The sequence below is a fragment of the Marinobacter sp. ST-43 genome, from assembly GCF_030541085.1.
Lineage (GTDB): Bacteria > Pseudomonadota > Gammaproteobacteria > Pseudomonadales > Oleiphilaceae > Marinobacter > Marinobacter nauticus.
The window spans coordinates 340,510-367,250 of record NZ_JASSVO010000002.1; the positions used below are offsets into that span (position 1 = coordinate 340,510).

Genomic DNA, 26,741 nt, shown 5'->3' on the forward strand with positions numbered 1-26,741 from the left:
TAGCGCTTCTTAATGTGCGGGACGCCATTGGAGGATCTCCTCCTTCAAGTGGGTAGGGCCTTGCCTGCCGGACCATCATAGCCACAAACCCGGTTGCGGCCCCCGGCCTTGGCCTCATACAGTGAACGGTCGGCCCGTTTGACCGCCCCCTCCACAGATTCCAGAAGGGGGTTTACCTCAGCCACACCGACACTTACTGTGACTTGAACCACCAACCCATCGCCTCCATCAATGATCATGGCTTCGACAGCGTTCCTGATACGTTCAGCACAGCCAAACGCCTCTGCCAGATCCGCACCCGGCAGGAGAATGACGAATTCCTCGCCACCGAAGCGCGCGACCAGATCCCTGTCCCGGCTGAACTGACGAAATACGGAGGCAACTTCTACCAGAACCAGGTCGCCCACATTGTGGCCATGGGTGTCATTGACCGCTTTGAAATGATCGATATCAATGGCTATAACCGACAACGGCTCACCCGAGGTCCGGGCCTGTTCCAGCACGTACTCTCCCTCCGCCATGAAATACCGGCGATTGAAGAGGCGTGTCAGAGGGTCCGTCGAGGCCTGGCGTTTCAGCTCATCCTGCTTTGACCGGATATCCTCCAACACCTTGATCCTGTAAGAAATAATGAAAGCCAGGGTGAGCGCTTCCAGAACAATACCAATACCGACTCCATGACTATTGATATAGTTCGGTTGAACCAGACCTTTGTAGTACAGGACGGCAAACCCGTTGAACACCACAAAAAAGGTGTGACCAACAAGGAAAAATTTGACCAGAGGGTGCCCCTTCCTGAACAGCGAAATGCTCACGGAGAAGGTCACTACCATCATCAGGGCGGCAAGACTGCTGGCAGGCTTCAGGGCCGTCGCGATATCAAACAGGCCGTAAACAAACGTCACCACCAGCAATGCCAGCATACCCTGAAGCACGCGATGTTCGGTGCGGAAATACTCATGTGTTTCGAAAATGGCCATCATGAACAACAGCAGGAAAATCGGCATGGTTATCAACGAGAGGTTCAGAACAAACACTGCGTCGCCGTAGGCATTGAACGCCTTCGCCACCAAACCGTAAGACAGCGCGATCCAGACCAGGCCTGAAATCAGATAGAGTGAGTAGTAAATGTTTTCCTTCTTGCTGGTGGCGAAATACAAAAGGCCGTTATAGAAGACCAGCGCCAGCATCATCCCCACCATAAGGGCAATATCGAGGTGCCCCCCGGCCAGCGCCCGCCGGGAATTCTCGTCATCGTATACCTTCAACGAGAACCACTGGTGTGAGTATGCGTGACTGCGCACATACACAACCGTCGTTTTCCCGGCTTGCAGTTCGAACGGGTACACCAGTGTTCCCCGATACATGGCAGGGTGGGCGTCAGCCTCATTGAGGTTAACGGAAAGCCGATTGACGACGCGTGAGGAGCGCTCTTCAACAATATCGATTAAACGAACGTGATAAGCCTTGGGAAGGTGCAGAAACAGCGAACGGTCATCAGTACCTGAGTTGTGTAATGAAACCCGATACCAGGTCACCGCCGCCCGGGTACCGAGGGTGGTGGTGTTCTTGGTCTGGTCGAAAGACTCAAGCCGAACGGTTTCATAGTCCATCGTTTGCGATTCATCGATGAAGTATTCGATGGAAAAGTCTGTCAGTTCCACGCTTTTCTCTCCGGACGCAACCGATTCCAGAGCAAGGGAGGGGAGAGAAACAAGCGACAGCATGAATACAACGAGAAGCAAACGGCCAAGCGCCATTGAGGGTTTCCTTACACCTGCAGGGGTTCCAAGTCTAGCACCTGTCGCAATTCAAGGCAGTAGAACCTTAGACCGAGTCAGTTGCCCAATCGGTTGGCAAATTGAGAGACAGCATCCGCTTCAAGAAACTACAGTGTAGTTAAAGTAATTTGATGCGGGCATGCCAGAGTCGCCCCCGGGATTAAAGGAGAAGACCATGAGTGGCCAGTACACGTACCGTATGGGATTTCAGACCATGGATTTCAGGGACCTGGGGACCTTGATGGCAAAGGCAACACCAGAGCGCTCAGGCGATCATCTCGCCGGCGTTGGCGCAGCGTCGGCCGAAGAGCGGGTCCTGGCACAAATGTGTCTGGCCGACCTGCCACTCAAGACATTTCTGACCGACGCCCTGATTCCCTATGAAACGGATGAGGTAACCCGCCTGATCATGGACTCTCATGACGCCGCCGCCTTCGCCCCCGTTTCTCACCTGACGGTCGGCGATTTCCGGAACTGGCTTCTGAGCGATAACGCCTCGCCGGAGATGCTGGCACGACTACGCCCCGGTCTGACGCCGGAAATGGTGGCTGCGGTCAGCAAGCTCATGCGCAACCAGGATCTGATCCTGGTTGCCCAGAAATGCCAGATAACCACAGCGTTCCGAAACACCGTCGGGTTGCCGGGGCGCCTTTCCACCCGGCTGCAACCGAACCACCCTACAGATGACATGGCAGGCATCGCCGCCAGCATTCTTGATGGCCTGCTTTATGGCAATGGCGACGCCGTCATCGGCATTAATCCAGCGACCAATAACGTGGCTCAAACCAAGCGGCTACTGACCATGGTCGACGAAGTAATCCAGCGCTACGACATTCCAACTCAGTCTTGCGTGCTTACGCACGTGACCAACACCCTCGAAGCCATCGAACAGGGGGCGCCCGTAGATCTGGTTTTCCAGTCTATAGGCGGCACCGAAGCCACCAACCAGAGTTTCGGGTTCAGCCTCGCCACCCTGAAAGAGGCCCAGGAAGCCGCCCTGAGCCTGAAACGCGGGTCCGTCGGCCAAAACGTAATGTACTTTGAAACCGGTCAGGGTAGCGCCCTCTCCGCCAATGCTCACCACGGCCTTGACCAGCAAACCTGCGAGGCCAGGGCCTACGCGGTCGCCCGCCATTTTGACCCGCTGCTGGTGAATACGGTGGTCGGCTTTATCGGCCCGGAATATCTCTATGATGGCAAGCAGATCACCCGGGCAGGCCTGGAGGATCATTTCTGCGGAAAGCTGCTCGGGCTGCCGATGGGTTGCGACATCTGCTACACCAACCACGCCGAAGCCGACCAGAATGATATGGATAACCTGCTGACGCTGCTCGGAGTCGCCGGGTGCACATTCATCATGGGCATTCCAGGGTCAGATGACATCATGCTCAATTACCAGACCACGTCATTCCACGACGCCCTTTACGCCCGCCGTGTGCTCAACCTGAAACCGGCACCGGAGTTCGAGCAATGGTTGCACGCCATGCAGATTTTCGAGGATTCGGATCGGGTGTCGCTGAATAACGACATACCAGCGGCCTTCCGCCACAGCCTCTCCGGCCCGCGAAGGAGAGCATAACCATGACCAACTCAAAGTTCCCGACCGTCGTTCACAACCCCTGGCGAGGTCTGCGCCAGTACACCCCAGCCCGCATCGGCCTTGGCAGGGCGGGCGTCAGCCTCCCCACAGCGGAGCTTCTTGAGTTTCAGTTGGCCCATGCCCGAGCCAGGGATGCCGTGCACCATCCACTGGATATTGAGCAGTTGATCATCGAATTCCAGCAGATACCCGAGATGTCGGCCCTGGGCCCACCGATTCAACTTCAGAGCCAGGCACCAGACCGGGCCTGCTACCTGCAAAGGCCGGATCTGGGGCGTGTTCTGAGCGAATCATCCAGCAGCCGTCTACAATCGTCGAAAACAGGCTCTGCTGAGCCCCCTGATCTGGCCATCGTGATCGCCGACGGTCTGTCAGCCAGAGCCGTGCAGCAAAACGCCCCGGCGTTCATGCGCAGCTTCCTCCGGAAACTGGCCCATGACGGCCCTGAGTGGCGGGTTGCAGCGCCCCTGCTGGTAGAACAGGGGCGCGTAGCGATTGGCGACCACATAGGCCAGGTGCTCCAGACACAACAGGTGGTGGTACTGATCGGCGAGCGACCGGGGCTCAGCTCACCCGACAGCCTCGGCGTCTACCTTACTCATCATCCCGAGCCGGGGCTGCCAGATGCCCGCCGCAACTGCGTATCCAATATCCGTCCTGCCGGACTGGGCGTGGAACAGGCAAGCGAGAAAGTGATCTACCTTCTGAAGGAAGCCAGGCAACTGGGCACCTCCGGAGTCGCCCTGAAGGATCGAAGCGAAGAAGTGGAACTGACCGTATCAGAGAGGGGGAATTTTCTGGTGTAGCCGGGATCAGAAAGATCCCGACAACACGTCCTGAAGGTCCTGCTTCAGCTCTTCCGGCAGCGTTATCCAGAGCTCACTGTCGGCGCCCGGAAAAACGCCTACCTCAAGCCCGTCACGGCTTAACCCGGGCACCCACTTTTTGAAGAAGTCCGGCAATGAAATCGCTTTGGGGCTCAGGTCACCCGAAGGCCCTGCATAATCTGCTGCAAAGTCCTCAGCGGGCCACACCGGGAGATATCCGACGCCATCTTCCTCCGAGACAATTTTGAGAAACTGGTTATCGCCATTGACCAGTATCCAGAGCTCACGCTCTTCCACCACAGCATCCAGAAAATAGTCATAGCGTTCTTCGCCATCCATTTCCAGAATCGAGGCTAACGGGTTATCGCTCATTGCGGCTCTCTTGTTGATCATGCCGGCGGATGCGGCTTACAGGTTCGCCAGCGCATCACGCACCGGCACATCTCCAGACACTACATCAAAAACGCAATTGCCGGTATTGTCAGAATCCAGCACAGCCAACAGAACCCGGGCAACGTCCTGGCGAGGAATCTCTCCGAACGCGTCCAGTCGCTCGCTGACAGACACCTTACCGTTGCCATCGTCATTGGTAAGTCGGCCAGGGCGCACAATGGTGTAATTCAGACCACTGTTTTTCAGGTGTTCATCGGCATTACGCTTGGCACGCAGGTAATGCTGAAGCTTTTCAGGGCCTTTTTCGGGCTCTTCAGCTCGCATACTGCTGACCATGATGAAACGTTTGATGCCCATGGCCTTGGCGGTATCCACGAGTCGAATCGCGCCATCCTGATCCACATCTACCGTCTTGTCCGGACCAGTATGGGGGCCGGACCCGGCCGTAAAGATAACGGCGTCACAGCCCCGCATCGCTTCGCTGCAATCCTGCTCCAGGTCGCCAATCACCGTTTCCGTGGCACCAAGCTGCTGCAACTCCGGCCCCTGGTCTGCGTGGCGAACCAGTGCTCGTGCCTCATGCCTGCTATCCGCGATTTCCTGTAATAGAAAACGCCCGATCTGCCCGTTGGCTCCGGCAATGAATACATGCATGGGGTGCCTCCCCTGTCAGTTGTGTGAAATGAACCTACCCTACTAGCTGCGCCCGGACGGCGGACAATTCAAGGGACCGACGCGACCCGGGACTGGGCCTTACCCGATGAATGAGCCGTTATCAGGGGAACGGGACGGGCTTCGCGCTGCGCCAGATAGCGTGTGCAGCTTACACGGAGAAAGGAGGCGAAGTTCTCTACTTCACCTCTCAGTTCCATCACCTCTTCGTGGAGTTTGGTGATGAGCTGATTGGTGGTCATGCCGTCCACTTCGGCAATCTCCCGGAGAATATCCCAGAACTGGTTCTCAAGCCGGAGCGTTGTGACCACCCCCCGGATACGGAGAGAACGGGACCGACTTTCAAACAGGATCGGGTCGGCTTTCACATAGAGTTCACACATGGAGTCCGTCTCCTGTGATAACGGCAGCCTCGAGCGGAGGCTGCCGGGTTAAGACTAGATCGAGATCTCAGCACCAAGCAGTTTAGCAAACGCTGACAGCCATGCCGGATGGGCTGGCCAGGCCGGAGCCGTCACCAGGTTGCCCTGAACGTGTGCCTGATCCACCGGAATGTCCATGTAACGACCACCCGCCATTTTCACATCGGGCCCACAGGCCGGATAGGCACTGCACTCGCGCCCCTCCAGCACTCCAGCGGCCGCCAGAATCTGGGCGCCGTGACATACGGCCGCAATGGGCTTACCTGCATGGTTGAACGCCTGCACAATATCAATCACCCGTTCGTTCAGCCGCAGGTACTCTGGCGCACGCCCGCCGGGAATCACCAATCCGAGGTAGTTCTCAACACGCACATCGTCAAAATCGTAATTTAACGCAAAATTGTGACCGGGCTTTTCGGTATAGGTCTGATCACCCTCGAAATCGTGGATGGCCGTTTTCACGCTGTCGCCGGATTTCTTGTCGGGACACACGGCATGTATTTCATATCCCAGCATGGTCAGTGCCTGGAACGGCACCATGGTCTCGTAGTCTTCGGTGAAATCGCCGGCCAGCAGCAACAGTTTTTTATTCGACATGTTCATTCCTCCCTGTTTGATCAACAATGCATATCCATCATGCGCCACTTTCAACAGGGATAGGTAACAGCGGAATACTACATTTCGAGTGAACCAATCAGCCTTTTTCAGCCTACTGTACTACCCTGACCACTTATAAAACGGGAACGGAGCTTCCGAATGATCACAGTTCACCACCTCAATAATTCACGTTCACAACGCATTCTCTGGATGCTGGAAGAACTGGGCGTACCCTACGAGATCCAGCGCTATGAGCGCGACCCTGAAACCATGCTGGCTCCAGCCAGTCTCAAGAAAGTGCACCCCCTCGGAAAGTCCCCGGTCATCACCGACGGAGATCTGGTGGTTGCCGAATCCGGTGCCATCATCGAATATCTGGCGCACACTTATGGTACAGACACCATGCTGCCCGAAGCCGGAGGCCAACAGTGGCTGGATTACACCTACTGGATGCACTATGCCGAGGGCTCACTGATGCCACCGCTGGTCATGCGCCTGGTGTTTGAAAAGGTGAAGACCAGCCCAATGCCGTTCTTTATCAAGCCGATCGCCAAAGGAATTTCGGACAAAACCAACCAGATTTTTATCGGCCCGATGATCAAGACCCACCTGGACTTCGTGGAGTCACAACTGGCCAAAAACACCTGGTTTCTTGGGGAACAGCTGAGTGCGGCGGATATTCAGATGAGCTTTCCTCTGGAGGCGTCCGTCGCCAGGGGCATCGTTGGTAACGACAGGCCAAACATCAAGGCATGGGTAGCGCGGGTGCATGCGCGCCCCGCGTACCAGAGAGCACTGGAGAAAGGTGGAGACTACGACTTCGCCTGACCAGGCCGTGGTCCCAGCGCTGGCTTAGCCCGCCAGCGCAGCTCGAACTTTCTTGCTCAGATGCCCCATATCCACCCGGCCGAGCACCTGAGGCTTGAGTTCATTCATCACGTTTCCCATGTCCTGCATACCGGAGGCTCCCGTCGCGTTAATGGTTTCGCGGATAAGCGCATCCAGATCGTCCTCAGACAGCGCGGCAGGCATAAACTCCTCGATGATCACCATCTCCGAGCGCTCTTTGTCTGCCAGTTCGCCCCGGCCTGCGTCATCATATTGTGCAGCGGCGTCCCGGCGCTGTTTCAACATCTTGTCCAGCACCTTCAGAACATCGTCATCAGTGAGTTCCCGGCGCTCGTCGACCTCAATCTGCTTCACCGCAGCCTGAGCCATACGTAGCGTCACCAGGCGATCTTTGTCCTTGCTCCGCATTGCGTCCTTGACTGCGCTGGAAAGTTTTTCCTTAAGTGATGTATCCGCCACGGTTAGTCTCCTGTTCTGGGAAAATAAAAAGTAAACAACGCATAAAGGGCAGAATGATAGCCAAACTACGCCGTAACGTCCCCTATCCGGATAACGCCACCTCTCCCATCACCCCAAGCAGGAAGCCCGCAAGCGCCCCCAATGGTGGCGCCCAGTGTTTTTTCAGGCGTACCTGAGGCGCTATGTCCTGGAAAATGATGTAGAGAATACCGCCTGCCGCAAACAGCATGATGCCGGATACCACACTCGGGGCATCCGACAGCAGAAAGTAGCCAAGGGCACCGGCCACCGGCCCAAGCAACGCCATCAGCGCCAGGGCACCCACAATCTTCAATCCTCGATAATGGGTCGCGTCCACCAGTTCCCGATAGGAGTTAAAGCCCTCGGGAATATTCTGCAACGCAATGATGCCGGCCAGCAGAATTCCGCCCTCACTGGACACCGAGAAAGTGGCGCCGAGGGCCATGGCTTCCGGCACAAAATCCGAAAGCATGGCCACCAACTGGCTCGCCGGTGTGCCGTTGGCAGCCAGCCATCGATCCAGAAGCATAAAGCTGATACCGCCTCCGGCAAAACAGACAACGATGCCCACCATGGACAAGTTAGCCGTCCCTTCTGGCACCAGTACCAGCGCAACAGCCGCCAGCAGCGCGCCACCACCAAACGCGATCACACTGTGCCGCACCTCGGTTTCCAGCCAGCGCGGGTGAATACGCTCCACCGATGCCAGTGCTGCGCCCACAGGCATTGCAAGACCGGCCATCAATGTCAGTAGTAGTATCTGCATAAGGCCATTGGCCTGAAGTGCGTCCAGCATCATGCTCTATCCATAGTCAGTTCGGGTGATCAAAGAATGAGCGACAAACCACCGGTTATCACGGCAAACAGAATCGACAACCCAATCAGCGTTCCCCAGGGGAACGGCGGTGGCGGTGGTTCAATCGCCAATTCCTTCTCAAGATAGTTTCTCAGCAGTCTGGTATTGCGAGTATTCGCCTTATACACGGCATCAAAGGCATCTCCCACCACCGGCAACAGGCCACCCAGAAAATCGATGACCATATTTCTGAACATTCTTAACTTCACAGCCTTGCTGGCGCCCGCGCGTTGCGCTTCTACCAGCACATAGCCCGACAGGATGAGGCCAGCCATATCACCAACCACCGGTAACAGCCCGATGATGGCCTCTATGCCAATCCGGAACCTGGTAAATGGAAGGCCGATGCTGCTGTCCATGAGGCGACTGAACCTGTCTAGGCGTTCGAGAATGGCCCTTTGTCGGACTTCGGATGGCGGTGGCATATCAATGTTTCCCGGCATGATCGTGCACAACAGCATAAGCTTCGGATTACAAAAGCCCAAATCTTCCACGTGCCCCTGCCTGAAAACTTCAGGGACAGGCAAAGTCATGATACTGGTGCTAGCTTGAGTGAACGAAGGCGAAGCTAACAATCCGGATGGAGAGACTACCCGTGCTAGAAAGCGAAATCCCCTTAATGGACATGGTCATTCGACTGCTTATGGCGGCTGGCCTGGCACTGGTGCTTGGGCTTGAACGTGAACTACGAGGGAAGCCAGCGGGACTGCGATCGCACATGCTCGTCTCCGTGGGGGCATCCGCATTCATCATGATGGGCATGCACATTTTGCTCGCCACGGCGGAAGGCGACCCTTCTGCCCGAATAGACCCCACACGCATTGTCGAAGGCGTGATTGGCGGCATTGGCTTTCTGGGCGCCGGCAGTATCATCCAGAGCCGCGGCAATGTTCAGGGCATTACCACGGGAGCCTCCATCTGGGTATCCGGCGCCATTGGCGTAGCCTGCGGCCTTGGCACCCTGGCCCTTGCCAGCATGGTGACGGTGCTTTCATTGATTATCGTGGTCGTGCTTGGCCGATTCGAGCGAGAAGTCATCAAGGATTGAAGCTGTGGTCACACCCGAATCATTTACCCAACAACTCTCCTACCGGACGAAAGTTCACCACATAATCGCACACGGATTTTGCGATCATGAGAATGGGCGTAGCCACAATCAAGCCCACTGGCCCCCACAACCAACCCCAGAACAACAACCCGATAAAAATGGCGACGGCATTCAAACTGGAGACGTAACTCGTCAGCCACGGCATCAGCAGATTCCCCTGAATACTGGTGATGACCAGCGATGTAAGCGCAACAATCACGGCAGTATTGAGCTCGCCGAACTGCAGAAATGCGGCCACCCCAGAGCCGACCAGAACCAGGAAAGGCCCCAGATACGGCACACCACTGGCAATACCAGCCACCACGCCCCACAAAGCCGCTTGCTCAACTCCTAATAGCAGGAATGCCAGCCAGGTGAGAATGCCGACAAAAAGCGCACTGATGACCATGACAAAAAGGAACCGGCGTACCTGGTGATGCAGCTCGTTCATAATTCGTGCCGCCTTGCGCATACGCCGGAACGACGGGCCGGATATTCTAACGATCTTACGCCGGTATAGCTTGCCGACGGAAAGCAGGAAAAACACCAGTAGAAGCACAGAAAACATCTGGGAAATAAGAACTATTGTGGCCGGCGAATTGCGGATGACATAGTCACGAACGTCCATCGGCTCATCCACCACCCGTACGGGTGTCACGCCGGCCTGAACAGCCGGTTCCTCCTGGCTTTTCTCGGCGGTTTCCTCAATCTGCTTGGCGGCAATCTGGGCTTTTTCCATGATGCTTTCTTCATCCTCGGACGCAGACGCATCTTCACGCTGAAGCTCCTTGATGGCCTGGGGAATCTTGTCCAGCATGGCCATGGCTTCCTGCTTGAGTGGCACACTTGCCGCCGCCAGAATCGCTATCAGTGCGCAAAGAACCAGAGCTGCACCCAATGGACGGGGTATGTGAATCCGATCCAGTGTCGCCACCAACGGATCCAGGGCGTAACTGATCAGAACTGCGACCACAAGCGGCAGCAGAACAGGCTGGGCCCAGTCGATAAAATACAGGGAGGCGATGCTGGTCAGCACAATCAACGACATGCTGCGGATATTGATGGCTTCAATCAGGGCCGTGGTTGAGTCCTGTTCACCCGAACCCGACCCGACACCCGGGCTTTCCTCGTTGTGACTCATAACCGCAGCTATGCCTCATATCAGATCCATGATTCAGAAGAGTGTAGCTTGCCTGCTGCCGGCCAGTGGTTACGATATTTTATGGTGTGGTTCGACTGATATGAGTGGCACATAAACAAAAAGGCAGCCGAGGCTACCTTTTTTAAAAATCTCTTAATTACTCTTCAGATTAATCTGCTTCGGGCCAGCCGAGGTCAACTGCGAACTCTTACCTTTAGCCACATACTCAACGCGCCCACCGGACTTTAAAAAGGCAGCCGTCTGCTCTTCAATCTCTGCAGACGTTAAAACAACTTTGACGACTTTCTTGCTCATGAGATTTCCCCGATTGGATATCGGCCTGTTCGCCAATATCAAAGCAACAGTGTAGCTGAAACAGGAAATAATTGCCGGGGGAGTGCTTCAGGGTCGTTTATTAACACACAAGACTCCTCCGCTCTGCCTCCAACAACGCCCGCTTTCGCTCCAATCCCCAGCGATAACCGCCAAGCCCGCCATCGCCCCGCAATACACGATGGCAGGGAATCAACACACCAATCCGGTTCTTGCCACAAGCTGACGCCACGGCCCGCACCGCCCTGGGCTTGTCGATCTTCGCGGCCACCTCGCTGTAGCTCAGGACATCGCCCTCGCGGATACTCAACAGAAACTGCCAGACTTTTACCTGAAACGCGGTGCCTCGCATATCCAACGGCAAATCCGGCCGTGGGGCTCCCGCACTGATATGCTGATCCAGGGCTTCCATCCAGGCATCAAGTTCCGGGGCGTTCCGGGCTGGTGAGGCGGTCAGCTCAGCCTTAGGAAATTCCGACCTCAATCGGCCCACCAGCGACGCTTCATCGTCACCGAATTCCACAAAGCAAACACCCCTATCCGTGGCCGCCATCATCATCAGCCCCAGTGCGGTGGTTCGGCCGGCATAGACGATGACTTCACCCGCACCACCGGCCCGATAGGTCCTGGGCGGCATACCGATGCTACGGTTCGCTTCACCGTAGACACGACTTACCGAACCAAACCCGGAGGCGAATATCGCGTCCGTCACTTTACGCCCGTCTTTCAGGGATTGCTTGAAGCGCCGCATACGGACGGCATCCTGATAGGCTTTTGGAGAGACACCAAACGCCGCCTTGAACTGTTTCTGTAAACGGGACGGTGACAGAGCGGCCACCTTCGCCAGGCTCGAGAGCGTGAGTGCTTCATCGGCGTGCATCTCGATGTGCTGTGCCACCCTGACCAGCCTGGCTACCCGTGCACTCTCCCCTGCCGCAGAGTCGCCGACGCCTGTCGTCCAATCGCTATCCTGTTCCGGGGAGCGGGACATCTCATCACCCTTTTAATCATGGTCGTAGCGATGAGTAAAACCGACTTCGACAATGGTTTCCATCCGATTGTTGCCGCCATTGGTTTTCGGTTCTGCCCCCCTGACAATGGCAGGCCCTAGCTCGAGACGGTTTGACACACTCCCAAAGCCTGCGCCTTCACGTACTCACAAAACGCCTCGACATCCGGGTTGTGGAATTCGTCCGAGATAAACTCGCTGGGAATCAGCCCCTCATCCCAGCGCGTTGCCACCAGTGTCACCTCAGGGGTGGCGTCATCGTCTGAATAAATGCGGACCACTGCCGTGGTTTGATGAATGTACAGGTCCCGGAGTGGTCGGCTGCAACGCAGGCTGTCCGCAGGCTGATCGGCATGACACTGATACCCCGAGCCGGTGAAGAAATCGCGGGCAACCGACAACAGCTCCCCTGCTTCCTGCCCGGCAGACGAGGATAGATGAATGGAACGGGGCACGTCCCCGATCACGTTGGTGCAACCCGACAGCGCAAGTACTCCGGCAATCACCAATGATTTGAAAACCTTCACAACAACGCCCCCGCCTAAAGTGTCAGAACGCAAACCGCACCGAGCCCTCACCCTGGGCATGCAGCCAGCGTCGCCAGTCCAGGCCCAGCATGTTGACCCCGCCGATGTAGTTGTCGTCTACCAGGTAATACGAGAGTGTGCGGTCACCTCGGTTGAAGTTATGCATCAGCCGCACCAGAAAACTGCGGCGCGTGGGCTTGGCAAGCAGGAAATAGACAAACTGGCCAGCCTGGGCACGCACGCTGCCGCTACCAGACATATCGGAGTGTCGCCACTTATTGCTGGGCAGTTTCAGGAATTGGTCGATGCCGGTTAACCGCCCCTGCTCACGGGCTTTAGCGACAATCCATCGGTTTTCCGGGTGGCTCTCGAAATACAAGCCGGAATCATCCCGTTCCAGCATCTCCATCTGCTCGGCAAGCCCCTCGTTCAACCAGGCGGGAGCATAGGGGACGATGGTATCGACAACCGCATGACTGACCTCATGCTTGATGGTTCTGAAGGTGCGTTCCCTGTCCTCCTGAATATAAACCACGATCTGATGCTCAGATGGCATGTACAAACCGTAGGATGCAACCGCCCAGCCCCTGTCCCGTTGAATCAGGTAGTTCCGGTAACTGACCATATCCTTGAAAATCAGAATATTAACCGGCACCGTCCGGTACATATCGAAAGACAGCACGCGGTCGAAAAACTCGTAAACATGGTTCACGCCATCGACAATCTGCTGGTTTTCCTCGGCAGTCAGCTCCAGATCGACCGTTTCAATGCGGATATCAAAACGCGACCACTTCGAGGCCCTGGGCTTCACGTTAACCACTTCCTGCTTAACGCTATGGTCCTGGCGGTCGCTGAAGTGCACCTTGCCGTGCTCATCTACCCATTTGTAGATCTTGGCATGCCCTAACCCCGCTACAAGCAGGAGCAGCACGAGCACTGTGGTTCGAAGGGTTACCGACATGATCCGAGTAAACACCGCTTGAAAGCTGACGAGAGATTATGTCCGAATCATACAGGGCGATAGACCAGATGGCATCCAATGCGCCACCCGAGCATCGTTTAGCCAGTCAATACGCCTTACGATACTGCCCCTGATAATCAAAAACCCGCTCCTGCACCTGCCAGTAGTGCTTCTGCTTGCGAGCAATCACGAAATCCGGCGCGGGTAACAGTACCTGCATCTCCAGCACCTCATTTGCCCGGGCAAAGACTTTCGGAGCCTGACCATTGGCAAATCGTCGTCCAAACAGCTTGTTGAACACGGCTCGCTGGGCGGGCTTGCTGAAATCAAACGACTCCCGGAGTTCCTCCCCGTCTTCTCCGTGGTAAGTGATCCGAAGTTTTTGGCCTTCTACGGCAAGCGAAACCCCGGCGCAACGGATGACCATGGCATCCTTAAGCTTCAGGGCATCCCGCAGTTGATCATCCGGGTCGATAATGGCCTGGTGGCAGTGCCCGCAGTTGCGGGCAGCGATGTCGTTCTCAGCGCCACAATGTGGGCACTCCTTGAAGCGGAACCGGTAGTCACATTGCTGTGGCCGCCCTCGGTCATCGTCAGCAGGCTCCAGCAGGCCCTGGCACCGGCGGCCATAATGCTCAACGACACGCCCGTCGCTGTCGGTTTTGCCCCAGAAGATGTTGGCAAAACCGCAGCCCGGGCAGAACACCTGCACCGGTTCACTGTCGGGGTTGGGCTTCGGCTCCCCAACTTCCGGATGATGCAGATTGACATGATTGCCAGCGTAATCAATCACCAGGCAATCCCGTTTCCCCTCATCCAACCGCAAGCCTCGGCCGACAATCTGCTGATACAGGCTTACAGACTGAGTAGGCCGCAAGATGGCGATCAGGTCCACATGGGGGGCATCAAACCCGGTCGTCAGCACAGACACATTCACCAGGTACTTCAACTGCCGTTGTTTGAAGCGCTGGATCAGCTGGTCGCGATCTCGCAGATCAGTCGCGCCGGTCACCAGGGCGGTTTCCTGCTCGGGCAAGTACCCGGCAATTTCCTGCGCGTGCTGCACTGTCGCCGCGAAAATCATCACCCCCTGGCGCTCGGCCGCCATCTCCATCACCTGTTCGATGATGGCACGTGTCACCCGCTGATGTTTGCTCAACAATTGGTTGACGTCTTTCTCGGCGTATTCGCCAAAACGGTCCTGCGTCAGCGTGGAGAAATCGTATTGGGCCACGGCGGCGTTAACCAATTCAGGCCGGGTGAGGTAACCACGGTTGATCATGTAGCTCAGGGGCAATTCGTAGATGCAGTGCCGGAAAGGCTTGTCCTGTTCGTCATCAGAACCACGAACAAAACCCCGGTAGTGGTAACGATAGATCCATCCCATGGCCAGGCGGTAGGGAGTGGCGGTGAGCCCAAGCACCTTCAGGGAGTCATTCTGCTGCCGTAAAAGCTCAATGATCCGCTGGTACTGGCTGGTTTCCTCGCCACTCACCCGGTGGCACTCATCGATAATAACCAGCGAGTATTCATCCCGGAACTGGTCCAGATTCGCCGCCACCGACTGCACGCTGGCAAAGGTCACCTGATGGTGGTTCTCCTTGCGCTTTAGCCCGGCCGCAAAGATTCCCCCCGACAAACCATAACTCTGATACTTGGCGTGATTCTGCTCCACCAGTTCCTTCACATGAGTCAGCACCAGGATCTTTCGGCGCGCAAGGCGAGCCAGCTCGGCAATCACCAGGCTCTTACCGGCACCGGTCGGCAGCACAATGACCGCAGATTCATCCGATTTACGGAAGTGGTTCAGCGTGGCGTCGACCGCTTCCTGTTGGTAAGGCCGCAGCGTGAAAGGCGCATTCATCTTGCCGGACTTAGATCCTCAACCCAGTGAAAAGTCCGACATGGTAGCAAATGTGTTAGGCGTCACGCGGCCTTTTTCATCACCGGAGCGAGCCACTTCCGTTTGGCTTTCTCCACCAGATCACGGGCATCGTGATTCCATGGATGAAAGCCGGGGCTGTAGTACTTGAAGTAAGAGGGCAGGAGTTTGCGGAATACACCTGGCTTGCCCCACATGTAATTGAGACCGTTCGCCCAGGATTTCAGATTGAACAACTGGCCGTCCTCTTTCATCAGTTGAATCAGATGAATACCGCTGGAGACTGGAAACAGCACGCTCACCACCATCATCTCGGTCAACCGGACAAACTCGCTGCCTCCGATGGTCTTATACACGTCGAACGCCACGGCTTTATGCTCGGATTCCTCAATCGCGTGCCAGGCCCAGATGGGGGCCATACGCGGGTCCATCTCTTCCAGAGCGTCATATTTCAGGAGGAATTCCTCTGCCATCAGTGCCGTGAAATGCTCCACCGCCACCGTATGGGCCAATTGGCGCTCCGGGCTCAGCCGCTTGCGCAGCACATTCATCAGCCACATCACCTCGCGCTCAAGGCGTTTGAGGTTGATGCCGCGCGCCTGCATGTATCCGTTCAGGGCCTCGTGCTCTTTTGAGTGGTGCGCCTCCTGGCCGATGAACGCTCGCACTGCCGCCTTCAGTTCCGGGTCTGTAATCTCTTTCTGATAATGGCGCACGGAGTCGATAAAAAACCGCTCACCGGGCGGAAAACTCGCCGACAAGGCCGCCAGCAACAGCGTTTTGGCCGGATCGCTATCCCACCAGTACTTGGGCACATCTTCCGCCAGATCAAAATCCGGCTGACGGACTTCGGGAAGGGGCGCCTTGGTCTTGGGAGGCGGCGTGGGTTGAGTACCGGCTATGGTTGTTCTGGCGTTCATTTCAGGACTCCGGAGCTGATGTCTGACAATCCATCATACGGGGGCCAGGTCCGGCGCTGGAACAGCAAAAGAGGACAGGATGACGCAGCAAAATACTGTATAAATATACACTATTCGTGATAAGCTGTGATTTCATTAACGGTCTTACCAACCATCATTACCCCGGAGGCGATGGCATACCATGGGCGTAAAAGCACTCTACTATTCCGAGAGGGACGGACTGGACATGGCACTGAAAAACCCGGACAAAATGTTGTTTTCGTCCAAAGCAGAAGCCGATGCCCGAGACAAGGTTCTTGAACTGTCCGAAGAGATTACTACCTTCCTGCAACGTAAGGTCGGCGGCCTGTCTGAAGAGCTGGCAGAACAGTGCGCCCTGGCCATTGCGGAAGAAAAAGAATTGTTCACCAAGGCACTGAAAAAGCCGGAACTGCTGAACGAAACCGTCGAGGCCGAGTAACCCCCGGCCCGACTGGCGGTGATCAGCTGCTTCTAATTAATGATGATGACCGCCCGGGCCGTGAACGTGGCCATGGGCGATCTCGTCGGCCTCCGCCGCGCGCACCTCAATGATCTCGATATCAAACGTGAGGGTCTTGCCAGCCATCGGGTGGTTGGTGTCCACATCCGCAAACTTGTGGCCAACCTTGGCAACGAGCACATGGCGTGGCCCGTGTTCGGTCTGTACCTGAGCGATCATGCCCGGCTTCCAGCGCTTGGCGCCTATCAGATGTTTGATGGGTACTCGCTGGATCGCATCCGGCTTGCGGGTGCCATAGGCCTTGTCCGGTGACACTGTCACGCTGAAGGTATCGCCCGCTTCGCGGCCTTCCAGAGCGTCTTCCAGCCCCCGAATAATGCCACCATGGCCGTGCAGGTAGGCATTTGGCTCTCCGCCTCGGGAGTTTTCCACTTCATTGCCCTGTTCGTCTCTCACGATGTAGTGAAACAGGACCACTTGATTTTTTTCGATTGGCATAGCGTTCTCTGCAATGATGAAAGGCGCCCATTATAGCCTCCTCATGGCCAAAACACCGTTTTATGATACCGTTCAAGGGAAAGGAGAGACGCATTCATGAATAGCCACCTGCCCTATTCCCAAGCCTGCGAAAACAACAAAGCCCCCATTCTGGAAAAACTGCGTTACGTCTTTACGGCACCAGGTACCGTCCTGGAAATAGGAACCGGCACCGGCCAGCACGCCGAGCACTTCGCTGCGGCTCTGCCACACCTGAAATGGCAGCCCACCGACCACCCCAGAGCGGTGCACCTTGCCGTTGCCCGACTGCAACAGGCCGCCTTGCCCAACGTCCTCCCAATCCTTGAGCTGGACGTAAACCAAATGCCATGGCCTGTGTCTGCCTGTCGATGGGCATTCTCAGCAAACACCGCTCACATCATGGCCTGGGAGGAAGTTGAAAAGATGTTTCAAGGCGTCGGCGCCTGCCTTCAAAAAGACGGTGCGTTCTGCCTGTACGGGCCGTTCAAGCATAAGGGCGGTTACACCAGCGAGAGCAACAAGGCGTTTGATCAGTCGCTGAAAGCCAAAGCCTCGCATATGGGCATCCGCGATATCGAAGATCTATCGGTGCTCGCCGAGAATATGGGTTTGGCACTGAGGGACAATTATGCCATGCCCGCTAACAACGAAATGTTGATTTTCAGGCGGTGAGCAACTGAACCTGAAACCAGGCTCAGGCAGCCTGATAAGAACCGGTATCCTCACCAGCTTCCAAAGTCCAACTCATACCCAGTGCACGCCCCGCTTTCACAAGTGTGGTAATCGTTACTCCAGTGTCCTTTTCATCTAGAAGGCGGTTAACCACGGTACGACTGGTGTGCATACGCTTTGCCAGTTGGGTTTTGTTCACGCCGGCATGCTCCATTGCTTGCTGAATCTGCCAGACTATCACGCGCTTCAGTGCTTCGGCTTCTGCCTGCTCCAGCGTACCGTCAGATTCGAGCAGATCATCGAGAGTACTCCCGATATGTCTATGCTGTGTCATCGCATTCACTCCCTTTCAGACAAGATCTTTCTTTCGATCCCTCGCCTTCTTCAATTCTTGATCCGGTGTTTTTTGAGTCTTTTTGATAAAACCATTCAGCAAAACCATGTCGCCTCGAAACATCGTGAATATGACTCGTGCAATCCGACCGCCTGAGAGATCGCTTCGGACCTCCCACAGGTCAGAATTGGCTTTGCCCGAAAATCCCCTCACCAACGGCATACCCAGAGGCCAGCCATATTCCACCGTTTTCAAATCTGTTCCTATCAGAGAACGATCATCCTTACTCAGGCTCAGAAGCCACTCCTTGACCGGCTCACGGCCATTGTCCGTTCGATAAAATAAAACTCGTACTATTTTCCCTGTCACACTGTCTCTTCCTTGACACCCAAATCGTACCTATTTCGGTACACTGAAACAACTTAATTAACCTTGGAAATTGAATCCTAGAAGCATAACCGGCCTGATCTCCAGCGCCTGCCTGACGAACTCGGCGCCCGGCCACAGTAACAACCAGCAAAGCACTGCGAGATTGAGGACGACATTGAACCAGAAAGACACCTGGTACGAGGTCTTTCGGGTTTTATGACGAAAGAATTGCTGGCCCACCAGTGCCCCCGGCCAACCGCACAGGAGTTCAAACAGATGCAACCGCCCCTCAGGGACACGCCTCTTGCCGCTCTCAGCTGCCCCCTTGTCGACGGCATACATCAAGAAGGTCACTACACTCATTACGCCATAGGCCGCCGGCAACAGCACTGGCACATAACCCTGAACGTACAACACAGAAACCGCCCCTGCGACTGCAGCGGCAATCAACAGAGCAAACCAAACGCCCGTGGCGACCGCTACGCTGTGTCTCGCCACGCCAGCGTACTGGAAACTGGACGCCCTCAGCCGCCCCTTCTCATCTTTTGTCTGTGCGTAGACCACCTTGCGGCTGGCCGAGGGCCTGCCCCGGCCCTGATAGGCGCTGATGTGGGCAAACAGACGCTCGCCACCTTTCTCTGGCGTGATAAAACCGAAACCCTTGGCGTCGTTCCATGAGGTGAGTAAGCCTTTTTGATTCACGTGGTGCTTCCTTGATTAGTCTTTTCCGATTTTCCCTATATCACTGTTTCCGCAAGCGTGCTAAAAGATTGCGCCCGACCGTCGCCTGGGTATTCTCTCCTTCAGGATATCAGCATGTCAGATAAATTTTTCTATAAAGGTCGGCAAGATGCCCGCCAGCACCACACGGCTTACGGCGGCTTTCAGACAAACGCCAGCCAAAAGAGCGGCAGCAAGAAGTACCCACTAACGCTGGTGGTTACCAGTGAAGCACGCAGGAAAGAAGTTGAGGCCCAGGTGGCCGCGGCGAAGCTTCACGCAACCATCTCCGTTGATACCCGCGAAGGCGCCGTTGAATCCGTCAACGAGCTCACGGCTATCCTGAATAAAACGGGAACAGTCACCACAGCAAAATCTCCCTCCCGCAACGACGCCTGCACTTGCGGTAGCGGACTCAAATTCAAGAAATGCTGCGGCTGAGAGTAACCGGGGCATAGGGGGCATTATTATGATTGTATGCGGAGTAGAACTGACCGGCAGCGATGCGGTGGTGTGTATGCTGAATATGGACCGGGGCCAATTCAACCTGCCCGACTGCAAAGTACGCAAACTGTCGCTACCGAAAAACCACAGCCGGGACGACCTGAAAACGTTTCAGGCCACCTTTGCGGAGTTGATGGCCGAATACGGAGTGGCCACGGTCGCGATAAAAGAGCGGATGCAAAAAGGCAAGTTTGCCGGTGGCGCCATCAGCTTCAAAATGGAAGCCGCCATCCAGTTGATTGCCGACTCTGAGCTGAACGTGACCCTGGTGCCTCCGGCCCTGATCAAATCCACCCTGGCGTCCAACCCCGTGCCCATCACCTTTGCCGACACAGGCCTGAAAGTCTTCCAGGAAAATGCTTTTATTACCGCCTATGTGGCACAGCTTCAGGCTCGTTGAGGCGGCTATCAAGATAGTGTTCAAGCTCAGAGTTATCGTATATGATAACAAAAAGGCAAAGGAGCACCCATGGATTGGGAGATTGAATTCTACGACTCAGTAGGCGAAGAGTTGGCTAAGATGCCGCCAAAGATTCAGGCCAGAATGATTCGGCTGATGGAATTGATGGAGAAGCACGGGGCCAACCTTGGAGAGCCGCACACAAAGTCTTTAGGTGGTGAGCTGTTTGAAATCCGAGCAAAAGCCAAAGAAGGAATAGGTAGAGGAATCTTCTGCTACATGCAGGGCAAACGGATCATCATCCTGCACGTGTTTGTAAAAAAGGATCAAAAGATACCGAAGAAAGACCTAGAGCTCGCGAAAGAGCGTTTAAAGGAGGTCAAAAAATCATGAATTTCAAACAGTTCAGACAAAAGGCACTCGAAAATCCGGAAGTTCACCAGGAGTACGATGCCCTCCAGGAAGAATTCAGCCTGATCGACCAGTTGATCGCAATGAGGACTAAAGCAGGCCTTACTCAGGAAGACGTTGCGAAAAAGCTCGGAACCAACAAAAGCAACATCTCGAGGCTTGAGAGAGGCCGTAGCAACCCAAGCTGGGGAACGCTCAACAAATACGCAGCAGCCTGTGGCTTTCGGGTAAAACTGGAAGCAATTGAATACGACCCAGCCTCTCAGCATTGATCGCCAGTCCAATACGGTTTGGATTTGGGCAATTGCCAGGACTGAAGCAGGAAACGACTTCGCCATGACAAAACCCAAACGCATCTACCTGGCCGGCCCGGAGGTGTTTTTCCCACACGAAGAACACAACACTATCGTCGCCGAGAAAAAGCGCCTGCTGCGCGAAGCCGGCTATGAAGGCATAGACCCACTGGACACCGCCCTGACGTTTTCCGACGAGGAAGCGAAACCGGCGCGCGGCCACCGGATCTACCAGGCCAACCGCGAACTGATGGACAGTTGCGACGCCGTCATTGCCAACCTCACCCCCTTCCGAGGCATCAGTGCGGACCCGGGCACGGTGTTCGAAGTCGGCTACATTATCGGCCAGGGCAAAGCTGCATTCGGATTCACAATGGACCGCAGGCACTACCGTGAACGCGCGGGCGCAGCCGATCGGGATGAACTGGGCCACAGCATTGAAGACTTCGAGATGAGCGATAACCTGATGATCGAGGGGGGCATCAAAGAGTCCGGTGGCCAGCTACTGGTGGCAGAGCAGCCCGGCGAACACCGGTTTTTCTCGGCTGAACTGTTCCGCCGTTGTGTTCAGGCGCTGATAGACTACTCCCACTTCAGGTAATACTCACTCGCGCCATCAAGACACAGGTTTAATCCGGATCATGATCAAAGCCTTTGCCGTTTCCAACTATCGCAGCCTCAGAGACGTGGTCGCGCCGCTGGCGGGCCTGAACGTTGTTACCGGTCCAAACGGCTGTGGCAAATCAAACCTCTATAAATCGTTGCGCCTGCTGGCGGAAACGGCAAAAGGCAACCTGATTTCCTCCCTGGCGGAAGAAGGCGGCCTGGACTACACCTTCTGGGCAGGGCCCGGGCAGTTCTCAAGGGAGATGCGGGACGGCTCAGCGCCCGTTCAGGGGACCGCCGGGAACACCCCATCCCGCCTACGGCTGGGGTTTGCCGGCGAAGAATTCGGCTACGCGATTTCTCTTGGGATTCCGGCCTCTACGGGGTTTGCAGGTTATCAGGAACCCAGCATGTTTCAGCTCGACCCTGAAATAAAACGCGAATGTATCTGGGTGGGTGATGTCTGCCGCCCAAGCAGTTGTCTGATTGATCGCGTCGGGCCGGTTGTCAAAGTACGTTCAGGGCGGAAATGGGAGGTCTACGACACCCGGCTAAACACCTATGAGAGCATTCTGAGCGAGATCAGTGATCCTGTGGCTGTACCTGAAGTCCATGCCGTCCGGCAGGCCATCAGGCAGTGGCGCTTTTACGATCAGTTCCGCACCGATCAACACTCCAGCATCCGCACCCCGCAAATCGGGACCCGCACCCCGGTGCTGGACCACAATGGCCATAACCTGGTTGCAGCCCTGCGTACCATTCACGAAATCGGCGACCGGGAGGGCCTGCACAGCGCTATTGAAGATGCCTTTCCCGGAGCGAGGCTCGGGTTCAGCACAGACGCAGGCAACCGTTTCGTCCTGGAATTTGAGCAGGCCGGCTTACTCCGCCCCCTGAATCAGGCCGAGCTTTCTGATGGCACCCTTCGCTACCTGCTGTTGGTCGCCGCGCTGCTCACACCCCGCCCACCATCACTACTGGTGTTGAATGAACCAGAAACAAGCCTGCATCCCGACTTGCTTCCGGCCCTCGGCCGACTGATCATTCGCGCCTCGCGGGAAACCCAGGTGTGGGTTGTTTCCCATGCCCCTCGACTGGTAGCCGCTCTGGAAGCAGACGACGATTGCCATTCCATCGCACTGAACAAAGAGCTGGGTGAAACCCGCATTCTTGGCCAGGGGCTTCTGGACGCGCCCCCCTGGAACTGGATGGATTGACTATTCAAACGCCCAAACTGAAGTGGAGCTGAACCGGCGGGCCGAACCAAACCCCGGAAGACCGGGACGACCGTCGGCCTGATTCCTGACCAGCTTTATCACGAACTTTACTCACAAAAGCTGTGGATAACTGTGTTGGAAACCTAGGGTTAACCAGGCGACAACCTTGCGCCACGGGGGCTCAGGAAAGTTGATGCAAAAACCGACGATAGCAATGAATCTGCCATAAACAGGGCGCCGAAACTCAATAGGAAACGATAGACCCCATCATCGTACTCACCTCAACTGGCTATCCTTACTGCCCCGCCGATTAAAACCGCGTGATGTCGATTGCTGCTTCTCAAGCGCAGACTGGCAGGCAATACAAAGCCGAACACCCGGAATTGCCTTACGGCGAGCTTCGGGAATCGCCCGACCACACTCGTCGCAATAGAGCGCACTCTCACCGCTACCGAGCTGACTCCGTGCCCTTTGCACTTCATCTTCAACACTCGCATCTATCTGATCCTGAACAGCGCCGTCCCGTGACCATCCACCTGCCATAGCGTTCTCCGATCGTCAATTGAATTGATTCAGCCTAGGGCACAAGAGGGTAGGCCGCCCTCACCTGCCTCATCACAATCCTGGCATCCTCCGGCTTCAAACCCTGCTTTCGCAACTGCGGCATCACCATCGCGCCCACCTTCTGGCAACGGGAGCTATCAATTCCGTGCTTTTGAAACACATCGGCAATGGCCTGTGGTTGAGCATCCGGATTGGCTTTCAGCAGGTTGCCGATGTCGATGGCACAGGCCTGCTCTTCAGGGGCAGTGTTCTGTTTACTACGCCAGATCAGGACAGCCACGATGGCGACGAAAACACCGATGATCAGAAACTTCATGGCAAGGCACCTTTGTTCCGGCTTTTCCTAGCGAATACCCTGCGATTGCAGCCACTGACTGATCTGGGCCTGATTCATCGCGCCGCTCTGGCGCGCCACCTCCCGGCCGTTCTGGAACAGAATCAGGGTCGGTATGCTGCGAATCGCAAACTGACCGGCCGGCCCGGTGGCTTGTTCCGTATTCAGCTTGGCAAAACGCACTTTCCCGCGCCAGGCCTTCGCGGCCTGCTCGAACTGGGGCGCCATCATTTTGCACGGGCCACACCAACTGGCCCAGAAGTCTACTAACACAGGCAGATCGCTGCGCCCGGTATGGGTAGCAAAGCTCTGCTCCGTTAGCTCCAGAACCTGATCCGGCCAAAGCGGTTGTTTGCAGGCGCCACAATTGCCGCCGGAGGACAACTTGTCGACCGGTACGCGATTCACTTTGTGGCAATGGGGACATACCAGGTGTCGAACGTCAGTCATGATGAACGGGCCTCTGATTGGCTGATGGTAGAAATAATCGGGGCAGGAGAAGAGAAATCAAGCTGCACGAAAAATCGCATCCCACGAACACGCATCAACCGCTTTCCGCTACTATCAAAGTAAGTCGGTGTCAGAGGCTCAAGCACCATAGTACTGTCGATAAAACAATCGGAATTTACAGCCCCCGCGCCAAGCGGTCTCAATGTGTCTCGGTTTTCCGAAGTTTTTTTATAGGAATGTGCCCCAAACTATTAGGTTGCATTCCAAATAAACAATCAGAGGGAATCTTGATGACACAGATTATCGAACAGTTTCTCGAAGTTTCGAGCACTTACCTGCTATCACCCTGCGACAGTGACTGCTGCCACAAATCCGCCGCCTGAACTGGTTGCCCCTGAAGCCACAGGGTAATGCCAGGCAACGGCCAGAGTGCTGCCCCCTCGCTTAAAAAAGCTTACCCCCTTGTGTAACGAGTGGGTTCTCCGTAAAAAGGCATAGGAATCACAGCGGCCAACCCTCAGGCAAGGCCATCATCCATCCCAGGAGTGTTAACCGTGATTGTTCGCGAGCGCCCCGGCCCACTCCGGCTGTTGCTGGCCTGGAAAGGGTCTGTTGTCCCCCACATTCTGCCGCACATTCTGCTTACGGGAATGTTTGCAGCCGCCGTTACCTGGGTTTCGCGCCACCACTACCTCGACGGCATGGTCGACTACACACTTCTGCCGTTCACGATCATGGGCATCGCCCTGTCCATCTTTTTAAGCGTGCGCAACACCGCCACCTACGACCGCTGGTGGGAAGCCAGAAAACACTGGGGGCATATGGTGTACGAATTTCGCAGCCTGGCGCGGACTGGCACCATTTACCTGAGCCCGGAGCGACGCCGGGAGCTTCTGACCCGATGCCTTGCTCACGCTCACCTGCTGCGCGGCCAGTTGCGGGGAGAAGATGTACGGTCTGATCTGCCCGGGTCACTGGCGCCCGAACTCGTTGACCAGGCCCTGAGCACACGCAACCCCGCCGCCTTCATGCTGCACCGAGCCGGAGATGTACTCGCCGAAGCCCACAAGGCGGGCGATCTGGATTCTGTAGCAACCGCGGCCGTAGACCAGCACCTTCATGGCCTCGCGGGCATTCAGGCGGCCTCGGAACGCATTGCCCTCACCCCGTTGCCCTTTGCCTACACCCTGCTGGCTCACCGCACGGCGTATGTGTTCTGCTACCTGCTCCCGTTCGGTCTGGTAGGCGTCGCAGGCTGGTTTACGCCGGTGTTCACCGCCATCGTGGCCTACACGTTTTTCGGGCTGGATCGCCTGTCTGAACAGCTTGAGTTTCCCTTTGGCCGACACACCAACGACCTGCCGCTGGATGCCATCTGCCGCATTCATGAAATCAGTGTTGCCGAAGCCCTGGGCGACCCGGCGCCCGAACCGCTGCAGCCGGTCAAATACCAGTTGCAGTAAGCGCCCGGCAGTTACAACGGCCTGCGCCCGGTTCGCAACAGCCGCTCGCTCACCCATTTGTGATACAGCTTCGCCAGCGCTGGCCGAATTACCGGCAAACCAATCAGCCAGGCAAGCGGTTTCAGCAGCCAGACCCGCGACATCAACAGAATATAGGCATCCAGCACCGGGCGATGAAGCTGAGCGGGAAAAGGTGATAACTCTGGAAAAGCGGGCCAGCTTGCCCAAATAACCGCAATAATAGATCTGTATGGGTTTTCAAGGAGCGGCCCTTCATAGGCGCCTGACTTACGCGGTTCGTTAAGGCTTTCCTGGTAACTGGTAAGTCACCTTCGATCCGTTAGTTACGACGATTTTTTGCCGGATCAATTCGTCCATTATTTTCCCCAACTCATCCTCTTCAAGCTTCTTCATGAACAACGAATTAATCGAGTTGGAGAGTGTTTTCACCGCTCTTGGCTTGGCAGCACCACGGACCTTGAGAAACGCAACAATTGCGTCGATTCGCTCTGACATTGACTTAGAGTTTGAGATTTTGAGGAGGGGAATCTCGGAAATATCCTTTTCTCTTTGGGCGTAGATGCGCTTGGACTTGAGGTGCTTAATCAGCGGATCGAAGCCAGTATCTTTTGAAATTATATGAAAGTAGCAGTCTGGGTCCCTAGCCGCGATGTTTCCCATATAGAAAGCAATATGAAAATCCAGCGCATTCGGTCCATTGCCCTCAATTTTCACATACTCTGCGTCAGCGCCAAGAGACTGCATGGCGCAAGCCAAATCGAATGAAATCTTTACCTGTTTCGAGCCAACGAAAACAATAACTTTGAAACCGTGCCCCTTGAGCAGTTCGATATTTTTTGGCTGAACGTTTTCGAAATCAATAAGTACGTAATTGGTTTTCAAGAATACTTCCTCACTTCCTTGCAATTCGCCTTAACGCGCGCAATGCGTATTCCAGACCAAGGTTGCCACTGATTCCAGACGAAGCCTGCCACCCATTCCACGCGAAAGCTGCCACTGATTCCACGGCAAAGCTGCCACCCTGGCAGGCTGCCTGATTTCCCCAT

Annotated in this window: 36 protein-coding genes; 13 read left to right on the plus strand and 23 right to left on the minus strand. The window is 55.7% G+C overall.

The genetic code is table 11. The annotated features are described in order from the left end of the window. Window positions 1-44 precede the first annotated feature (44 nt). Complete coding sequence (locus QPL98_RS05820) at window positions 45-1,664, minus strand: diguanylate cyclase (RefSeq protein ID WP_303292886.1); 1,620 nt, start codon at window positions 1,662-1,664, stop codon at window positions 45-47. A 292-nt stretch (window positions 1,665-1,956) separates the two neighbouring features. On the opposite strand from QPL98_RS05820, the gene QPL98_RS05825 reads away from it, so the two are divergent. After that, on the plus strand, window positions 1,957-3,360 hold the full coding sequence (locus QPL98_RS05825; RefSeq protein ID WP_303292887.1) for an ethanolamine ammonia-lyase subunit EutB: 1,404 nt from the start codon (window positions 1,957-1,959) through the stop codon (window positions 3,358-3,360). 2 nt (window positions 3,361-3,362) lie between these two features. Continuing rightward, entirely contained in the window at window positions 3,363-4,187 is an 825-nt protein-coding gene (eutC, locus tag QPL98_RS05830; protein ID WP_303292888.1) for an ethanolamine ammonia-lyase subunit EutC, read from the plus strand. A 6-nt stretch (window positions 4,188-4,193) separates the two neighbouring features. On the opposite strand, the gene QPL98_RS05835 is transcribed toward eutC, so the two are convergent. The 4 genes from QPL98_RS05835 to QPL98_RS05850 all read right to left on the minus strand — a co-directional run bounded on the left by QPL98_RS05835 (window position 4,194) and on the right by QPL98_RS05850 (window position 6,292). Continuing rightward, entirely contained in the window at window positions 4,194-4,580 is a 387-nt protein-coding gene (locus QPL98_RS05835; protein WP_041656459.1) for a DUF2750 domain-containing protein, read from the minus strand. A gap of 36 nt (window positions 4,581-4,616) precedes the next feature. Further along, window positions 4,617-5,255, minus strand: a complete 639-nt coding sequence (locus QPL98_RS05840) for an SDR family oxidoreductase (protein WP_011786386.1) — start codon at window positions 5,253-5,255, stop codon at window positions 4,617-4,619. Window positions 5,256-5,323: 68 nt separating this feature from the next. Next, complete coding sequence (locus tag QPL98_RS05845; protein ID WP_011786387.1) at window positions 5,324-5,656, minus strand: ribbon-helix-helix domain-containing protein; 333 nt, start codon at window positions 5,654-5,656, stop codon at window positions 5,324-5,326. Between the two features lie 54 nt (window positions 5,657-5,710). Next, window positions 5,711-6,292, minus strand: coding sequence for a DJ-1/PfpI family protein (locus tag QPL98_RS05850; protein WP_222179298.1), 582 nt, complete (start codon window positions 6,290-6,292; stop codon window positions 5,711-5,713). Window positions 6,293-6,451: 159 nt separating this feature from the next. On the opposite strand from QPL98_RS05850, the gene QPL98_RS05855 reads away from it, so the two are divergent. Next, window positions 6,452-7,120, plus strand: coding sequence for a glutathione S-transferase family protein (locus QPL98_RS05855; protein WP_303292889.1), 669 nt, complete (start codon window positions 6,452-6,454; stop codon window positions 7,118-7,120). 24 nt (window positions 7,121-7,144) lie between these two features. Here the strand turns inward: QPL98_RS05855 and QPL98_RS05860 are convergent, their stop codons facing one another. The 3 genes from QPL98_RS05860 to QPL98_RS05870 all read right to left on the minus strand — a co-directional run bounded on the left by QPL98_RS05860 (window position 7,145) and on the right by QPL98_RS05870 (window position 8,938). Next, window positions 7,145-7,600: a GatB/YqeY domain-containing protein gene (locus tag QPL98_RS05860; RefSeq protein WP_011786390.1), complete on the minus strand. Its 456-nt coding sequence runs from the start codon at window positions 7,598-7,600 to the stop codon at window positions 7,145-7,147. 82 nt (window positions 7,601-7,682) lie between these two features. Further along, entirely contained in the window at window positions 7,683-8,420 is a 738-nt protein-coding gene (locus QPL98_RS05865; RefSeq protein WP_023009196.1) for a ZIP family metal transporter, read from the minus strand. Window positions 8,421-8,446: 26 nt separating this feature from the next. Beyond that, entirely contained in the window at window positions 8,447-8,938 is a 492-nt protein-coding gene (locus QPL98_RS05870) for a DUF4112 domain-containing protein (protein WP_368389043.1), read from the minus strand. A 134-nt stretch (window positions 8,939-9,072) separates the two neighbouring features. Between QPL98_RS05870 and QPL98_RS05875 the strand changes: the two genes are divergently transcribed. After that, window positions 9,073-9,525 (plus strand): MgtC/SapB family protein, encoded by a 453-nt coding sequence (locus tag QPL98_RS05875; RefSeq protein ID WP_011786395.1) that lies wholly within the window; start codon window positions 9,073-9,075, stop codon window positions 9,523-9,525. 19 nt (window positions 9,526-9,544) lie between these two features. Here the strand turns inward: QPL98_RS05875 and QPL98_RS05880 are convergent, their stop codons facing one another. From QPL98_RS05880 to QPL98_RS05910, 7 genes are all read right to left on the minus strand, one after another. Further along, window positions 9,545-10,705 (minus strand): AI-2E family transporter, encoded by a 1,161-nt coding sequence (locus QPL98_RS05880; RefSeq protein ID WP_023011206.1) that lies wholly within the window; start codon window positions 10,703-10,705, stop codon window positions 9,545-9,547. 153 nt (window positions 10,706-10,858) lie between these two features. Continuing rightward, window positions 10,859-11,020, minus strand: a complete 162-nt coding sequence (locus tag QPL98_RS05885) for a hypothetical protein (protein ID WP_022992820.1) — start codon at window positions 11,018-11,020, stop codon at window positions 10,859-10,861. 100 nt (window positions 11,021-11,120) lie between these two features. Then, the gene (locus QPL98_RS05890) at window positions 11,121-12,029 is read right to left on the minus strand and encodes a bifunctional transcriptional activator/DNA repair enzyme AdaA (RefSeq protein ID WP_303292891.1); all 909 of its coding nucleotides are present in this window, start codon (window positions 12,027-12,029) and stop codon (window positions 11,121-11,123) included. 116 nt (window positions 12,030-12,145) lie between these two features. After that, window positions 12,146-12,574, minus strand: coding sequence for a hypothetical protein (locus tag QPL98_RS05895; RefSeq protein WP_023008500.1), 429 nt, complete (start codon window positions 12,572-12,574; stop codon window positions 12,146-12,148). A gap of 22 nt (window positions 12,575-12,596) precedes the next feature. After that, window positions 12,597-13,535, minus strand: coding sequence for a DUF4124 domain-containing protein (locus tag QPL98_RS05900; protein WP_023008501.1), 939 nt, complete (start codon window positions 13,533-13,535; stop codon window positions 12,597-12,599). A gap of 106 nt (window positions 13,536-13,641) precedes the next feature. After that, complete coding sequence (locus tag QPL98_RS05905) at window positions 13,642-15,399, minus strand: DEAD/DEAH box helicase (RefSeq protein WP_023008502.1); 1,758 nt, start codon at window positions 15,397-15,399, stop codon at window positions 13,642-13,644. A gap of 62 nt (window positions 15,400-15,461) precedes the next feature. Then, entirely contained in the window at window positions 15,462-16,337 is an 876-nt protein-coding gene (locus QPL98_RS05910; protein ID WP_199452410.1) for a metal-dependent hydrolase, read from the minus strand. 181 nt (window positions 16,338-16,518) lie between these two features. Between QPL98_RS05910 and QPL98_RS05915 the strand changes: the two genes are divergently transcribed. Beyond that, window positions 16,519-16,797, plus strand: coding sequence for a YebG family protein (locus tag QPL98_RS05915; protein ID WP_022992826.1), 279 nt, complete (start codon window positions 16,519-16,521; stop codon window positions 16,795-16,797). Between the two features lie 36 nt (window positions 16,798-16,833). On the opposite strand, the gene QPL98_RS05920 is transcribed toward QPL98_RS05915, so the two are convergent. Next, window positions 16,834-17,316, minus strand: a complete 483-nt coding sequence (locus QPL98_RS05920; protein WP_011786404.1) for a peptidylprolyl isomerase — start codon at window positions 17,314-17,316, stop codon at window positions 16,834-16,836. Between the two features lie 96 nt (window positions 17,317-17,412). Here QPL98_RS05920 and QPL98_RS05925 point away from each other — a divergent pair, with 96 nt between their 5' ends. Next, window positions 17,413-18,009 (plus strand): DUF938 domain-containing protein, encoded by a 597-nt coding sequence (locus QPL98_RS05925; RefSeq protein WP_303292892.1) that lies wholly within the window; start codon window positions 17,413-17,415, stop codon window positions 18,007-18,009. Window positions 18,010-18,031: 22 nt separating this feature from the next. Here the strand turns inward: QPL98_RS05925 and QPL98_RS05930 are convergent, their stop codons facing one another. Genes QPL98_RS05930 through QPL98_RS05940 form a run of 3 tightly spaced genes read right to left on the minus strand, consistent with a single transcriptional unit; the run spans window position 18,032 to window position 19,414 of the window. Next, entirely contained in the window at window positions 18,032-18,343 is a 312-nt protein-coding gene (locus QPL98_RS05930) for a helix-turn-helix transcriptional regulator (RefSeq protein WP_303292893.1), read from the minus strand. 15 nt (window positions 18,344-18,358) lie between these two features. Next, the gene (locus tag QPL98_RS05935) at window positions 18,359-18,712 is read right to left on the minus strand and encodes a type II toxin-antitoxin system RelE/ParE family toxin (protein WP_303292894.1); all 354 of its coding nucleotides are present in this window, start codon (window positions 18,710-18,712) and stop codon (window positions 18,359-18,361) included. Between the two features lie 57 nt (window positions 18,713-18,769). Further along, entirely contained in the window at window positions 18,770-19,414 is a 645-nt protein-coding gene (locus tag QPL98_RS05940; protein WP_303292895.1) for a cold shock and DUF1294 domain-containing protein, read from the minus strand. 114 nt (window positions 19,415-19,528) lie between these two features. Between QPL98_RS05940 and QPL98_RS05945 the strand changes: the two genes are divergently transcribed. From QPL98_RS05945 to QPL98_RS05970, 6 genes are all read left to right on the plus strand, one after another. After that, complete coding sequence (locus QPL98_RS05945) at window positions 19,529-19,873, plus strand: PBPRA1643 family SWIM/SEC-C metal-binding motif protein (RefSeq protein ID WP_023008505.1); 345 nt, start codon at window positions 19,529-19,531, stop codon at window positions 19,871-19,873. A gap of 28 nt (window positions 19,874-19,901) precedes the next feature. Further along, the gene (locus tag QPL98_RS05950; RefSeq protein WP_023008506.1) at window positions 19,902-20,336 is read left to right on the plus strand and encodes a DUF3010 family protein; all 435 of its coding nucleotides are present in this window, start codon (window positions 19,902-19,904) and stop codon (window positions 20,334-20,336) included. Window positions 20,337-20,405: 69 nt separating this feature from the next. Continuing rightward, window positions 20,406-20,729, plus strand: coding sequence for a type II toxin-antitoxin system RelE/ParE family toxin (locus tag QPL98_RS05955; RefSeq protein WP_022992834.1), 324 nt, complete (start codon window positions 20,406-20,408; stop codon window positions 20,727-20,729). Further along, window positions 20,726-21,019: a helix-turn-helix domain-containing protein gene (locus QPL98_RS05960; RefSeq protein ID WP_022992835.1), complete on the plus strand. Its 294-nt coding sequence runs from the start codon at window positions 20,726-20,728 to the stop codon at window positions 21,017-21,019. The genes QPL98_RS05955 and QPL98_RS05960 overlap by 4 nt, the downstream gene beginning before the upstream one ends. 64 nt (window positions 21,020-21,083) lie before the next feature. Further along, window positions 21,084-21,641: a nucleoside 2-deoxyribosyltransferase gene (locus tag QPL98_RS05965; RefSeq protein WP_303292896.1), complete on the plus strand. Its 558-nt coding sequence runs from the start codon at window positions 21,084-21,086 to the stop codon at window positions 21,639-21,641. Between the two features lie 40 nt (window positions 21,642-21,681). Next, window positions 21,682-22,863 carry an AAA family ATPase gene (locus tag QPL98_RS05970; RefSeq protein WP_011786416.1) on the plus strand — a complete coding sequence of 394 codons (1,182 nt, stop codon included), beginning with the start codon at window positions 21,682-21,684 and terminating at the stop codon, window positions 22,861-22,863. 276 nt (window positions 22,864-23,139) lie between these two features. Here the strand turns inward: QPL98_RS05970 and QPL98_RS05975 are convergent, their stop codons facing one another. The 3 genes from QPL98_RS05975 to trxC are packed head-to-tail and all read right to left on the minus strand — an operon-like array spanning window position 23,140 to window position 24,211. Then, on the minus strand, window positions 23,140-23,406 hold the full coding sequence (locus QPL98_RS05975; protein WP_303292897.1) for a DksA/TraR family C4-type zinc finger protein: 267 nt from the start codon (window positions 23,404-23,406) through the stop codon (window positions 23,140-23,142). A gap of 34 nt (window positions 23,407-23,440) precedes the next feature. Further along, window positions 23,441-23,743 (minus strand): hypothetical protein, encoded by a 303-nt coding sequence (locus QPL98_RS05980; RefSeq protein ID WP_303292898.1) that lies wholly within the window; start codon window positions 23,741-23,743, stop codon window positions 23,441-23,443. Between the two features lie 27 nt (window positions 23,744-23,770). Further along, window positions 23,771-24,211 carry a thioredoxin TrxC gene (trxC, locus tag QPL98_RS05985; protein WP_303292899.1) on the minus strand — a complete coding sequence of 147 codons (441 nt, stop codon included), beginning with the start codon at window positions 24,209-24,211 and terminating at the stop codon, window positions 23,771-23,773. A gap of 554 nt (window positions 24,212-24,765) precedes the next feature. Here trxC and QPL98_RS05990 point away from each other — a divergent pair. Next, window positions 24,766-25,674, plus strand: a complete 909-nt coding sequence (locus QPL98_RS05990; protein ID WP_226609349.1) for a bestrophin family protein — start codon at window positions 24,766-24,768, stop codon at window positions 25,672-25,674. 300 nt (window positions 25,675-25,974) lie between these two features. Here the strand turns inward: QPL98_RS05990 and QPL98_RS05995 are convergent, their stop codons facing one another. Then, window positions 25,975-26,577, minus strand: a complete 603-nt coding sequence (locus QPL98_RS05995) for a PIN domain-containing protein (protein WP_303292900.1) — start codon at window positions 26,575-26,577, stop codon at window positions 25,975-25,977. Window positions 26,578-26,741 lie beyond the last annotated feature (164 nt).